This is a genomic window from Mycoplasma sp. SG1 (genome assembly GCF_023612375.1).
In the GTDB taxonomy this organism is placed as follows: Bacteria; Bacillota_I; Bacilli_A; order Mycoplasmatales; family SG1; genus SG1.
Genome location: NZ_CP076852.1, coordinates 56,934 through 71,520 on the forward strand (window position 1 = coordinate 56,934; position 14,587 = coordinate 71,520).

Below are 14,587 nucleotides of genomic sequence, written 5' to 3' on the forward strand. Positions count from 1 at the left end.
ATAATTAAAAATTAGTTATAGAAATAATATTTAAATTTGTGTTTCTGTTCTGAAGATAAATCTTTTGAAGTTGGATGAGTTATGTATTTATAAAAACTATCAGAAATGCCAGGATTGCTTTCGAAACAAAGGTTAACGCTGTTGTAATAGCAGTTATTAATAAAAATTCTAAAACGATTTAAAAAGTATATATTGCTTAAAATTTTTTTACTAACAAATTTATCGATAAAAATGTATTTGGGTTTTGTTACTAAAATTAAATTTAATTGTTCGCGATTAAAAATATTAGCATAAAAAGAAAATAAAATATTTTTTTCTTTAAAGAATTCAACTATTTTAAATAATTTATAATGGTTTGTAAAAAATAAGTTATTTATAAAGAAGCAAACATAATTGGTTAAATTATTCGCTTTTAACATATCGCTTATTACGGTTAAATTATCAAATAATATTTCAAAAGAAATGCTGATGAAATAAGTTAAAGATGGTTTTTTTTTCGATTTTGCGCTTTTAGCAAGATGCTCTTTTTGAACAATAATATTTTTATTTATTTCAGAAAAAATATATTTAATAACCTGCAATAAATATGATGTTTGTTCGGCTGGAATATTAAAGAAAAATTTTTCTGCTGTTTTGTTTCAAAAATTAATTGCTCAGAAATTGGTTTCTGGTTGGTCAAAAATATCTATTAAATAACCTAATGGATTATTTATTTTTCTTTTTTCTTTATAAATTGGTGAAAAGTTTAAATTTAAAAAGTTTTTTGATTTTAAGAACGAAAAAGAAAAAGTCTTTAAAAATACATTTAAATATTGATTTTGAGTATCAAAAATAGTATAAAAATCACATTGATTATGTTGTCCTAGCAATAAAGCAATTTGAGCGTATTTAAATGATAGATCTAATGAAACTGTTTGATTTAAATTATTTTTATTTTTAAAAATATAATATCCTGATCTTACTTTAACTTGGAAAAAATTATTAAAATAATTTAATTTTGTAAATATTCTTTTATTAAAAGCGCTATCTATTTTTTTTAAATGAAGTCTATTTTTGATATGCGGTTTGTAAATGATTATTTCGTTAATTGTTGAAAAAAAAATAATAATATCCTTACCTAAAGTTGAATATAAAATTTTAATTAAATTAATGATATAGCGATTTAAATACTCAGTAGCATAATCATGGTTAAAAAGGTATCTAAAAAAATTTTCGATTTTAATTGTTCCGATAACGCCATATCTTCGATAATCAAATTTTTTAAAAATTTGACTATTCGTTGTTTGCTTGGTATAAATCTTATAAATAAAATTACTAAAATTAAAATAGTTATAAACCCGTTCTGGAAGTTCTTTAATTACTGCATCAGAACTTTTAAATTGTTGGACATTAAAAATATTATTAAAAATAAGTAATGCTTCTACTTTTTCATTAGTTAATTTTGTAATTTTAAAAAAACAAGGTAAAAGAGTTCCATCTTTTAATTTAACATCTGTTTTAATTGTTAAATATAAATTGGGAACTTCTTCGATATTGTTGTACTTTTTAACACATTCTTTGATTGTATATGCATTTAAGGAAAAAATATCTGAAAAATTATTAAGAACATATTCTCTGTTCGGTTTAATTCATAACTCATTACTAGTAGTTGTGAATTCATTTTTTAATTTATCAATTTTAATCAATGCTGGTAAAAAATGAAAATTAAAATGTTTTTTTTGTTTTTTTAGCAATAGATAAAATAATATCAAAGCTCAACCTACAAAAAAGGATAAAAAAATAAGAATAAAAATCAAAAAATTCATTAACGGATTTTTGTTGTTTGTATATATTATTATAGAATTATAATTTTATTTAAATAATCATAAAAAAAATAACCAGACTAAACATCTGGTTATTTCTAATAATTATTGAACCCTCAATAAACTAACTTTTAGAAGGAGAATAGATCTTAAATAAATTAAAATTCTTAAATCAATAATATTTTTTCATCTTAAAATATATCTTCTATAGATGTATGTGAATATAAATTGATTTATTTTTATTTTGTACTCTTTAGGATCTTGAGGTGAGTTTGTGTTAATGTTTAGCATTTGGTTTTGTACTTTTGTGATGTGTTTATTGATTTTACCATCAGTAGGTAGTTTATAAATTCAATATCATAAAAGAAATGATGCTAAAAGTCCAACTAAACCGACAGCAATTGAAAATAACATAATTAATTGATTTCCTAACTGATCAGTAGCATACCCAATTGATGGATATAAAACTTGATGATGAGATTGAATCGCTGATTTAACTGCTTGGAAGAAAGCATCTGGAAGAAAAGCGATGAATGAAATAAAAGCAACCGCTCCTGAATATTGTTGTTCATTAATTTTTAACTCTGTTGCTATAGCACTTCAACGAATAGTTACTAAACATCAAGCTGCAAATCCTAAACAAATCATATTTAAACCGGCAAGAATTTGAATTGGAATAAAGTATCAAGCTTGGGAATGATCTCTAAAATTGTTATAAAATCCTGGGAGAATAATTACCAAAAGAGTTAAAGTGGTTGAGATAACTAACCCTCACGTAATATAAAGAATATAATGGTTTTTTTTATCAGCAAATCTTCCCATAACAAATGAAGAGACAAATCGCATTAAATAAGTTTTTGAAAGTCCTAAGATAAAGACAACAATTGAAGAAAATAAAAAGACATTTTTCATGTAATCAGTGTAACCACTTAACGCCATCTGATACATGTAAATGCCCATTACTGAAATTGAATATAGTCAAAGTTTTGGACTTGCCGCGTTTTTAAAACAAGCTTTAAAGTTGTTTCAAAGATTTAATTTAGATTTTGTTTTCACTTCATCTTCTCTTACATATTTAATAACAAAAATGAAAGAGATAAGAAGTGACACAGAATAGCAAGATGTTAAAACTAAAAATCCGATATGAATGTGCCCGACTTGGGGATTGATAAAAAGGAAGATTGTCCCTATAACAGCAATTAATGCCCCTAAAAATCCATTGATTGATCCTTCAAGACCATTCATTGTTCCAACTTGTTCTTTTTTTCCTTGCATTGCTACTAGTTTTCATAGCGGAGATCAAAAAAACAAAACCGAGAAAACTCCCATCGCGATAAATATTAACAGATAATTTCAAAAAGCAGTGCTGTAGACATAATCATGGGGATTGGGGTTGGGTCAAATAATTGGTACCAATGAATATCATACCCCGATGACAAACATTCCAAAAACACCAATTAAAATTAAAGTTTTACATTTAAACTTATCTGCAAAAGACATCGCAAAGACATATAAAACGATGTTAACTATTCCATAAATACTTCTAACAAGTGACAACTGATAATCTGTAATCTGCATATCATGTTGAAGATTAGGTAAAAAATTTGAAAGATAGGATGGAAATGCAAATATGGCTAAATCACTTAAAGCTAAAACAGCAATCGGAATAACTTGTCAACGAAAACTTAAGTCTTTAAATAAAAAATTTTTTATCCGTTTCATAAATTACAACTATTATTTATTTTTTAAATGTATGGTTTATATACTAATTTTTATCCTTTTTAATAAATTCTTATCTTCATCGTACAAATAAAGATATTGTATTTTGTTTTTCTTAGCAAAGATGATTGCATTATCGATTGCTCTTTTTTCACCGATTGATAAAAATATATTTTTAGCTTTTCAATAAAGAGCATAAGTAGCTCCTCCATATCTTTGATATAGACATAGTCGTCCATTATCTCAATCTTTAAACATAAAAGAAAGATTTTTACCATTTCAGTAATCAGGAAAAGGAATGTCTAGTCTTCAAAGAAGCGTTTTAGCAAAATCATAATGCATTAAAGGGTATGGGATATGTCATCTTTTTACCATTTTCCCATAGAAAATCATCGGTACTGTTAACTCTAACGGATTAAGTCCTCCATGACATTCATCATCACAAGCGACTCCACCGTGATCAGCAAGAAAAGTTAATAAAGTCGTTTTTCTAACTTCATCATCTTCTTCTATCATCTTTAAAACTTCTCCTAATCAATAATCAATAACTTTGGCTCGTTCAAATATGTAATCTGTTTGATGACCATAAACATGTCCAGTTGTATCAGGTTCATTAACATAAATGATTAAAAGGAATGGTTTCTCTTTTTTAAAATATTCGATCGCTTTATCTACAATATCATAATTGACTAACATGTTGTCTTGATAATTGATAGTTAATGATTTAGGGGTTGTCCCTCAGTGTTCTTGATCTTCTTTTGAAACTGGATTGTAATAATAATCAGCTAAATCTAATTCAACGATATCATTCCATTGCGGTCATCTAAAAAAAACAGCAACTTTTTTATTTGGAAATCTTTCCTTTGTTAATTTAACAATACTTGGTGGATTTAAATATTTGTCATCGTACTTATCTAGTTCAGGAGTTGATGAATTTCATTCTGTCTTACCGTGAATATTGGTTGAAACGCCACGCATTAATGTGTTCCAATTATTAGCAGAAACAGAAGGAAAAACGGCATGACTTTTTAATGAATAAGCTCCATCTTTAATTATTTTTTTTAGGTTTGGAAGATTATCTAAATTATTTCTGATTAAATAACTTCCGAAAGCATCAGCGCCAAATATTATTGTGTGTTTAATTTGGTTAGTACTATCAAGTGTTTTTTTCATAATAATCTCTTTTAATTTTTGATGAAATTGATTTTTTTACCACGTTTATTTTCAATAAATTCGTTATAAAAACTATTAATCGTAATAGCGACATCATTGATAGTGTAAAACTTATCTTCAATTTTTTTAGACTCAAAATAAGGACCAGCGAAAATAACAGGTAAATTGATATCTTTATCTTGAACTCCTCCGCCTGTTATTGTTCCAGGATCTTTTTCTCCTTCAGTGCTAACAATGACAAAATTAGTATTTTTACATTTGTTAGTAAAACAATTAACTATCTCATTAATTTGTTGATAAATATCAGAAATGTTAAGGTCAGAAGTTTTATTGAGAATTAAAATATCTTTGTTTTGAATAATCTTTGAGCTTTCAAAACCTGCAGCTATTAGTTCAGTTGGTAATCCATCATTTAAAATAATTTTTTTATTAAATCTTGCAAGATTGGGTAATCCAGATCTTATTTTTTGAAAAAGAAACGAAAAGTTTAATTTTTCTTTATTTTCGATAAAGCTTTTATAGCTTAAATTTTTAATTAAAATTAATACTAACATTTTAATAATTTTGTAAAATTTTTATTACTTATAATAATGATCTTATAGGTGAAAGGAACAACGTTTTTTTAAATTTGGCTAATATCAACAGTCATTTAGTTTTAAAACTTTCAAGTCTACTAATTACATTACTGTCTGTTTTTTGTTCTATGTTTGGAGTGGCTTGTTTTTTGCAATAAAAAAGAAGTTTATTACGAACTTTTTGAACAAATTTATTCATTCTTTCGCTATTTGGATATTTATATATTCAAAACCAAAGCAAAAAGGCAGATACTAAACCAAACAAACCAACTGCTAATGAAAATAATAATATATACTGATTTCCTAATTGACTTGTCGCATTTTTATGTAAAGCAGGATATCAAACTTGATGGTCTGATTGAATTGCTGACTTAACAGCTTGAAAGTATGCATCTGGTAGAAAAGCTATAAATGAAACAAACGCAACTGCTCCTGAATATTGCTTTTCATGAATTTTTAACTCTGTTGCTATTGCACTTCAACGAATGGTTACTAAACATCAAGCAGAAAAACCCAAACAAACCATATTTAAACCAGCAAGGATTTGAATTGGAATGAAATATCATTGTGAAGTTTCATCTCTAAAATTATTCCCAAACCCTGGCAAAAGAATAACCATCAAGGTTAAGGCGGATGAAATTACAAGTCCTCAAAGAATATAAAGTGTGTAATGATTTTTCTTGTCAGCGAAACGCCCCATAAAATAAGATGAAACAAACCGCATTAGATAAGTTTTTGAAAGTCCTAAAATAAAGACAACTACTCCTGAAAATAAAAAGACATTTTTCATGTAATCGGTGTAACCGCTTAAAGCCATTTGATACATGTAAATTCCCATAACTGAAATACCATATAATCATAATTTTGGACTTTTGGCATTCCCAAAACATGCTTTAATATTACCTTTAAAATCAAAAGTAGAAACTTCTTTTCGATCTTCTACAACGAATTTCCCAACCGCAAAAAATGAACAAATTAAGACAAGCGAATAACAAGATGTTAAAACAAAAAAGCCGATGCTGTGACCATCGACTTTAGGATCTATAAAGAAAAAAATTGTTCCTATGATAGCAATAATTGAACCAAAGAAACCATTAAATGAACCTTCAAGTCCATTCATTGTTGAAACTTGTTCTCTTTTTCCTTGAAGAGCAATTAACTTTCATAGTGGAGCTCAGAAAAATAAACCTGTAAAAATAGCGATTAAAATAAAGATAACTAAATAATTATAAAAATTTGCTGTATAGACGTCTGGGGAAGGATTCCCAGGAGTTCAAATTATTGGAACTAAACTATATCAAATGCCGGTTAAAAACATTCCAAAAATACCAATCAAAATTAAAGTTTTACATTTAAATTTATCTGCAAAAGACATCGCAAAAATATATAAAAATATTTTAATACCACCGTAAATACTTCTGATCAAAGATAGTTGAGAATCTGCGATCCCCATATCACTTTGAAGGTTTGGTAAAAAATTAGAAAGATACGATGGAAAGGCAAAAATTGCTAGATCACTAAATGCTAGCGCAATGATTGGAATAATTTGTCAACGGATACTTAATCCAGCAAAAAGTTTTTTAAACATAATAAAGTTTATTATCTTTTTTTTATGAAGTTTTTGTCAAAAACGCTTTTATCTAATATATATTAAACCTTTTTTAACTCCATCGCGCAACTAAAATAACTTTTAAATTATAAAAATAAATAAATTAAAAAAATTAGAATAAAAACTTTAATTGATTAAAGTTTTTTTTAAGGTGAAATAAGCATTTATTTTGCTGTTACTAAAATCGGTTGAAAATAATAAATAGTCATCAATGATGGTTATTACTGATAAATAACTCAATTCTTTGTTATTTTCTTTATGGTATGTTTTTATGTAATTTAAAAAATTTTTAAAATCGTTTTTATCATAAACTGATAAAGTGTAATCTTCTACATATTTTGAAACAAAATCTAGCCAATCTGTTTTATCTTTTAAATCAAAAACAGGTCCAATATAACGAATTAAAGAAAGAGAGTTATCAGTTTTAATTTTTTTTAACTGGGCTTTGTTATAGGTAATGACAAACTTAAATTTAGAATTTGGTTGAGCAAAAAAATAATCAATTAATGAACATATATCAAATAAATTATTTTCTGGTAAATCATCTAAATGATCTATTAAAAAACAAATATTATTCAGTGATAATTTATTGTAAGATTGAATAATTTCATGAATATTTTTGACATTGATATCGCTGTTATCAATTGGAAAAATTCTTTCATTTGTTTTAAAATCTGCTGATTTACTTTTAACAAGGGTTGTTAAAATAACATCGATTGCAATTCTAGCAGCGCTTAAACTTGATTTAACAATTGAATTTTTATTTTGTCCGAATTTTTTTGGAATGTTGTCAAAATAACTTAAAAATTTTTGACTGTTATTTAAACTACTTGTTCCGTACTTTCAAGTTCGTGCATCAACAACAATGAAATAAAATTTTTGCCTATTTTCTTCTAAAATTTTTTTTAAAAAAGTTGTTCTCCCGCTTCCTTTGTTAGCAAGAATAAAAATTGGTTTAGAGTTATCGTTTTCAAAAATGGGTTTGAATGTTTGATAATCACCATCTACAACGTTGAAAATAGGATTGATTTTTTGATCTCCATCTTTTTGTAAAAGTTTATTTCAATTAACTTGTAGCTTTTCAACAACTAATTGATTTGATAAATTATTTATTTTTTGATCTTTTTTATAAATTATAAAATCTATCATTTTGATTATGATATATAAAAATAAAATGATGACAGCTGATGCAACATAAATGAGTAATAAGACTCACAAATTATTTAACTTAGAAACAACATATGTATTGATTAAAGAATAGATTGAAAGAACTAAAACAATAAAAATCAAAGCATAAAATAAAAAGTAAAGAAATTTAATAAATTTTTGGAGCTTTAATAAATGTTTCATATTGTTGGAAGTTTGGATAATTTTTTTTGAAAAATAATAATCTCTTTTCTTTTATTATGAAGAAAAAAAGACTCTATAAAAAAAATACCATACATCTAAAATGTATGGCATTAACTTAAAATATTGTTAACAAAAGTAATTTATGCTTTTTTTAATTTTCAATAATCGTATCTTTAACTTTATTGATGTATTCTTTTGTCGTTCTTGAACGATGAACGCTTTGAATTTCATCGATTTTTTCTTGTTCAGCAAATGAAATATCAGCTTTATTTGGAACAATAATTTCAACAATTACATATAAATCACCGTAGCGATTTTTTTTGTTAATAACCGGAGCACCTTTGTTTTTAATTTTGAAAATTTGTTTTTCATGTGTCCCTGGGGGTATTTTCATTTTAACATCACCCCATAAAGTTGGAACAACGATTGAAGTACCGTTAATAACATCTGCATAATAAACAGGAACCTCAAGGATTAAATCATCATCTTCACGTTTAAAAAATGGATGTCCATAGACAAAAACATTGATATATAAATCGCCATATCTTCTTAATCTTGAATCATAACCACCTTTGCCTTGAAGTCTAATTCTTTGATTTGAATGAATTCCAGCAGGAATATCTATTTTGATATTTGTAACAATCGATTCTTTACCAGAACCACCACAAACATGACATTTTTTAGAAATTATTTTACCAACACCATGACAAGTAGGACAAATAGATTCGTGTTGAATAACTCCAAACGGACTTCTTGTTTGTTTAACAATTTTTCCTGAACCATGACAGGTAGGACATACTTGAACATCGCTAGGAGTTTCTGCTCCTGAACCATGACAATGACTACATTCGGTTGATTTTTTGATTCTTAAAGTTTTTGATGTTCCATACATTGATTCAAGAAAAGTGATTTCGATTTTAGTTTGCATATCAGCAGAAACACTTTGCTGTCTTCTTCCATCAAAACCAGCTCCGCCAAAACCACCAAAACTTGAAAAAATATCTTTTAAATCGCCAAAATCAAAACTAAATCCTCCGCCTGCTCCAAAGGGATTTCCTTGTCCTTGTTGATTGTATTTAAATGCTTCTGAACCAAACTGATCATAAGTTTTTCTTGATTTTTCATCACTTAAAACTTGATAAGCTTCATTAATTTCTTTGAACTTTTTTTCAGCATCAGCGGCTTTATTAATATCAGGATGATATTCTTTAGCAAGTTTACGATATGCTCTTTTAACTTCATCAGGTGTAGCATCCTTGTTAATTGCTAATGTTTTGTAATAATCTTTGCTCACGATATGATTATGGTTTTAAATAAGCTACTTAATTATTAACAGGTTCAACTTCAGCATCGATAACACCATCATCTGCTTTAGAATCTGTATTATCTGCTTTTTTAGCTGCTTCTTCTTTAGCAAATTTTTCTTGCATTTCTTTGATTTGTTCAGCACTTAAATTTTCTTGAAGTTTAGCAAACATTGTTTCAATTTGTTTTACTTCTTCTTCCATTGCTTTATAATCGTTAGCTTTAATAGCAGTGTCAAGTTTTTCTTTAACTTTATTGACTTCTTCTAATTGTTTAGCATCCATTTTATCTTTTGTTTTTTCAATTGTATCTTCGATTTGATGCAATCATGATGATGCTTTGTTTTTAATTTCAGTGTTTTTTCTTAACTCTTCATCTGCTTTTTTATGCTCTTCAGCATCTTTTATCATTCGGTTAATTTCTTCTTCTGATAAACCTGAACTATCTTTAATAGTAATTGATTGTTCTTTATTAGTTTTTAAATCTTTAGCAGCAACTGAAACAATTCCATTAACATCAATTGAAAATGTAACTTCAATTTGCGGAACTCCTCTTGGTGCTGGATCAATACCAGTTAAAGTGAATCTTCCTAATGATTTATTGTCAAGTGCCATTGGTCTTTCACCTTGAAGAACATGAATATCAACTGCTGGTTGGTTATTTTCTGCTGTTGAAAAGACTTGTGATTTATTAACAGGAATTGTTGTATTTTTATTAATTAAAGTTGTCATTATTCCACCTAATGTTTCAATTCCTAAACTTAAAGGGGTAACATCTAATAATAAAACATCTTTAACATCACCTGTTAATACTCCACCTTGAATTCCAGCTCCAATCGCAACTACTTCATCAGGGTTAATAGATTTGTTTGTTGTTTTACCCATTTCTTTTTCAAGAAGTTCATAAACTGCAGGAATTCTAGTACTTCCTCCAACTAATAAAACTTGATCAATATCTTTTGGAGTTAATTTTGCATCTTTTAAGGCAGTTTTTAATGGTTTAAGAGTTTTTTCAACTAAATGTTTTGTCATTTTGTTGAATTCAGCTCTTGTTAATTTTGCATTTAAATGCAATGGTCCAGATTGATTCATTGAAATGAAAGGTAAATTAATTGTTACTTCAACTGAAGAACTTAATTCTTTTTTAGCTTTTTCAGCAGCTTCTTTTAATCTTTGAGAAGCCATTGAATCTTTTGATAAATCGATTCCTTGTTCTGCTTTAAAATTTTTAACTAATCAATTTGAAATTTCAGCATCAAAGTCATCTCCACCAAGATGATTGTCTCCGCTTGTTGATAAAACTTCAAAAGTTCCGTGTGCTAACTCAAGAATACTTACATCAAAAGTTCCACCACCTAAATCATATACTAAAACTTTTTGTTCTTTATTAGTTTTATCAATTCCGTATGCTAATGCAGCAGCTGTTGGTTCATTAATAATTCTTTCAACTGTTAATCCAGCGATTTTACCAGCATTTTTTGTCGCATGACGTTGCGCATCGTTAAAATAAGCTGGAACTGTAATAACTGCTCTTGTTATTTTTTGACCTACATAATCTTCTGCAAATTTTTTAAGTTTTTGTAAAATAATTGCACTAATTTCTTCTGGTTTATATTCTTTTGTTTTTCCTTGAACAGAAATTTTTACCGTTTCATTGCTTCCCATTTTACGTTTAATTGAAGCGATTGTGTTTTGTGGATTAGTAATTGCTTGGTTTTTTGCAGCTTGTCCAACAATAACTTCACCATTCGTTTTAAAGGCTACAACTGAAGGTGTTATTCTGTTTCCATCGCTGTTAATAATAATTTTTGCGTCTTTACCTTCCATGATTGAAACACATGAATTAGTTGTACCTAGATCTATTCCAATAATTTTGCTCATTTTAGTTTTTTTTGTTTTGTAATCTTTAATTTTTCTAACTTTTTTGGTTGTTTGTTTAATATTTAATATTGTTGTTTTTAAAAAAATAAATAGTTAAATCTTAATTATTTTTTACAACTCTCACTAGAGAATGACTTAAAACTATGTCATGAAAAATATAGCCTTTACGAATAACTTTAGTGATAGTTCCATTTTCTAATTTCGAAGATGCTTCGTGTTCAATTGCATGATGATATTTTTCATTAAATTTGTCTCCAACTTTAACAATAATTTCTTGCAATCCTTCTGATAGAATTGCTGATCTTAATTTATCAAGAATCATTTCAAATCCTGATAGTCATTGTTTCATTTCATTGTTCAATTCAACATCATAACTATGTTCGATTGCTTTTTCAAAAAAGGTTAAAGGTTCAAGAATTTTTTCAATAAAATTTTTTGCTGAATATTTTTGTTCAGCTTTTAATTGTTCAATTTTATTGAGATACAAATCATAAGTGTTTTTGGCTTTCATGACTTGTAAATGAGAAGGTTCATAAAGTAAAACTTTTTGTTTTAACTCTGAATTTAATCCTTGAAGTTTAATAATTGATGCTTCTTGTTCAATTAATTTTTCATTTGATTCTTTGATAAAATTCAATGATTTTTGTAATAGGAAAAGAATTTGATCGACATCATCTTTTGTTTTATCAGCAAGAAAGAGTTTGTGATCTTTTCTTAATTTTGAAAAATCTGTTTTATCATCAAGCGTAATGCATCGATTATCTTTATTTTGAACATGATTGTCTTGATAATCGTTGTCGTGATTTTTTAAGTTGTCTTTTTTAATATGTTTCACAATTTATTATCAATTTTTGGTTATATCGCATTAGAAATATTTTTATTTAGCAAATCAATATTTAATATGCTAATAAGATTATAAACAAAAAAATAAAAAAAAGAAATTTTGATTTGAGTTAAAAATGTAATATAAATTTAATTTCTTTTACTTTAAATGTTCGCTTAACTTGCTTTTGTAAATAGATTCTGGTGTTAGATTAAATTTATCTCACAGATATTCAGATAAAAAAGGACAAAAGGTTGAAAAGATTTGTAAAAAAGCTTTAGTGTATTCAAGATTGATTTCTGGGTTTTTATATAAATAGTTTATAAATACCATAAATTTACTAATAGATGTGTTGAATTTAAAAGCTTCTATATCTTTTGGAACCAATTTAATTGTTTTGTTTCAGGTTTGTTCAAATTCAGGTGATGGAGTTTTTGTAACTTTGATTAATTCAGTAAAAAAACGATAAACACGTTTTAATCATTTGTTGCTTGCAAAAACACCATGTGGTAGTCATTTTGAATTTAAGTTAATCGGTCCTATAAACATTTCATAAACTCTTAACGCATCTGCTCCATAGTTATCGATAATTTCATCTGGTGAAACATAGTTATTAGCAGACTTTGACATTTTTTCGCCTTTATCATTTAAGATTAAACCCTGATTGTATAACATTTTAAAAGGTTCTTGACATGAAACAATTTTTTCATCAAAAAGAAAATGATGTCAAAACCTAGCATATAATAAATGTAAAACAGCATGTTCTTTCCCGCCTATATAAAGATCTACAGGTAGCCAATAATTTAAAATGTTTTTCGCTTCCTTTGATTCTAAACTTAAATAATTATCTTTTGCTTTTAATAAATATCCAATATAGTATCAACAACTACCAGCTCATTGTGGCATAACATGTATTTCTCTAAAAGATAGTTGATTTGTTTTTGATTTTACTTCTTGCCAATTTTTAAAAAATTTTAATGGGGGGAAAAAATTATAAACTTTATCAAAATCATTTGTTTCAGGAAGGACTAATGGTAAATCTGTTTCCTTCATCGGATGCGGATCATTATTATCCAATATGATCGGAAAAGGTTCCCCTCAATAACGTTGCCTTGAAAAAACTCAATCTTTAAGATGGGTTTTATGACTTTTTATCAATTTGTATTTTAATAAATTTTGATCACTTGAAATATCATTTTCTTCTTTTTGATTATTTAATTCATTTCATATAGAAGTAAAAAGTTTTTTGTTGTTATTAATATATTCAAAAATAACTTTATTTTCTTTGATATCTTTTCCAAAAATAATTTCTTCGTCAATATTTAAATTGGAATTAAGTTTAGTGACAAGCAAAATTGGTAAAGATTTAGAATATGAATTAAAATTAATTTTATGATCTAAAATTTTTATAACATCAAAATAGTCTCAATTTTCAATATTATTTTGATTTTCTTGTTCATACTTTAATACTTCATCAACTAATAATTTTTCAGGATCATAATTTTTAATTAAATATTTGTATATTTCTGAATTTTTTGTAATAGCTAAAAAAAGAGGATTAAACGTTTTTAGGTATTTACTTTCAAAAAAAATATCAAAACTTTGTTTAGAAATAGTCCCTTTAATTAAAAAGCCATTCGTTAATTTTATTCAGTTTTTTTGTAATTTAATAATATCTTTCGGTCATTCAAGATTATCTAAATTATCTTGCAAACGTCTTGCATCACTTGTAATTTTTAAAACCCATTGCATAATATCTTTCTTTATGACGGGATAACTACCACGTTCTGAAAGAAGTTTTCCGTTACAATTAATAACTTCTTCATTCGCTAAAACTGTTTTTAATTTTTCACATCAATTAACAGGAATACTTTTTTTAAAAGCTAGTTTTTTCTTAAAAAGTCTTAAAAAAATTAACTGTGTAGTTTTATAATAAGCAGGATCTGCTGTATTTATTTCGTATTTATAGTTAAAATAAAAACCAACTCTTTTAATTTGATTTCTAAAATTAGAAATATTTTTTAAAACAAAATCCTTTGGAGGTTTATGATGTTTAATTGCATATTGCTCGGCTGGCAGACCAAAAGCATCTCATCCTATTGGTTTAAAAACATTGTAACCTTTTAACAAATAATAACGAGCAAAAATATCTGTTGCTAAATAACCACGAATATGTCCGACATGTAAACCATTACTAGATGGATACGGGAACATATCAAGAAAGTATTTTTTTTGTTTTGATTTATCATTTAAATCTATCTCAAAAAAATCATTATCTTCTCATTTTTTTTTACTATAATCTTCTATTTTTTTGAAGTTATAAATGCTTCTGTCTTCTTTAATTTCCATAA

10 protein-coding genes are annotated in these 14,587 nt (G+C 26.5%); all 10 read right to left on the reverse strand.

Going from position 1 to position 14,587, the window contains the following annotated elements:
- Positions 1 to 11 precede the first annotated feature (11 nt).
- Positions 12 to 1,805, reverse strand: a complete 1,794-nt coding sequence (locus JRW51_RS00355; protein ID WP_250328705.1) for a hypothetical protein — start codon at positions 1,803 to 1,805, stop codon at positions 12 to 14.
- 102 nt (positions 1,806 to 1,907) lie between these two features.
- Positions 1,908 to 3,524, reverse strand: a complete 1,617-nt coding sequence (locus tag JRW51_RS00360; RefSeq protein WP_250328706.1) for an MFS transporter — start codon at positions 3,522 to 3,524, stop codon at positions 1,908 to 1,910.
- 36 nt (positions 3,525 to 3,560) lie between these two features.
- Positions 3,561 to 4,694: an alkaline phosphatase family protein gene (locus tag JRW51_RS00365; protein WP_250328707.1), complete on the reverse strand. Its 1,134-nt coding sequence runs from the start codon at positions 4,692 to 4,694 to the stop codon at positions 3,561 to 3,563.
- An 11-nt stretch (positions 4,695 to 4,705) separates the two neighbouring features.
- On the reverse strand, positions 4,706 to 5,248 hold the full coding sequence (locus JRW51_RS00370; RefSeq protein WP_250328708.1) for a hypothetical protein: 543 nt from the start codon (positions 5,246 to 5,248) through the stop codon (positions 4,706 to 4,708).
- A gap of 28 nt (positions 5,249 to 5,276) precedes the next feature.
- Positions 5,277 to 6,857, reverse strand: a complete 1,581-nt coding sequence (locus JRW51_RS00375; RefSeq protein WP_250328709.1) for an MFS transporter — start codon at positions 6,855 to 6,857, stop codon at positions 5,277 to 5,279.
- Between the two features lie 147 nt (positions 6,858 to 7,004).
- A complete protein-coding gene (locus JRW51_RS00380; RefSeq protein WP_250328710.1) occupies positions 7,005 to 8,228 on the reverse strand; it encodes a hypothetical protein in 1,224 nt (407 codons plus the stop codon).
- A 151-nt stretch (positions 8,229 to 8,379) separates the two neighbouring features.
- Positions 8,380 to 9,522, reverse strand: coding sequence for a molecular chaperone DnaJ (gene dnaJ / locus JRW51_RS00385; RefSeq protein ID WP_250328711.1), 1,143 nt, complete (start codon positions 9,520 to 9,522; stop codon positions 8,380 to 8,382).
- A 28-nt stretch (positions 9,523 to 9,550) separates the two neighbouring features.
- Complete coding sequence (dnaK, locus tag JRW51_RS00390) at positions 9,551 to 11,413, reverse strand: molecular chaperone DnaK (RefSeq protein ID WP_250328712.1); 1,863 nt, start codon at positions 11,411 to 11,413, stop codon at positions 9,551 to 9,553.
- Between the two features lie 100 nt (positions 11,414 to 11,513).
- Positions 11,514 to 12,248: a nucleotide exchange factor GrpE gene (locus tag JRW51_RS00395; protein WP_250328713.1), complete on the reverse strand. Its 735-nt coding sequence runs from the start codon at positions 12,246 to 12,248 to the stop codon at positions 11,514 to 11,516.
- Between the two features lie 147 nt (positions 12,249 to 12,395).
- Positions 12,396 to 14,585 carry a class I tRNA ligase family protein gene (locus JRW51_RS00400; protein WP_250328714.1) on the reverse strand — a complete coding sequence of 730 codons (2,190 nt, stop codon included), beginning with the start codon at positions 14,583 to 14,585 and terminating at the stop codon, positions 12,396 to 12,398.
- Between the last annotated feature and the right edge of the window lie 2 nt (positions 14,586 to 14,587).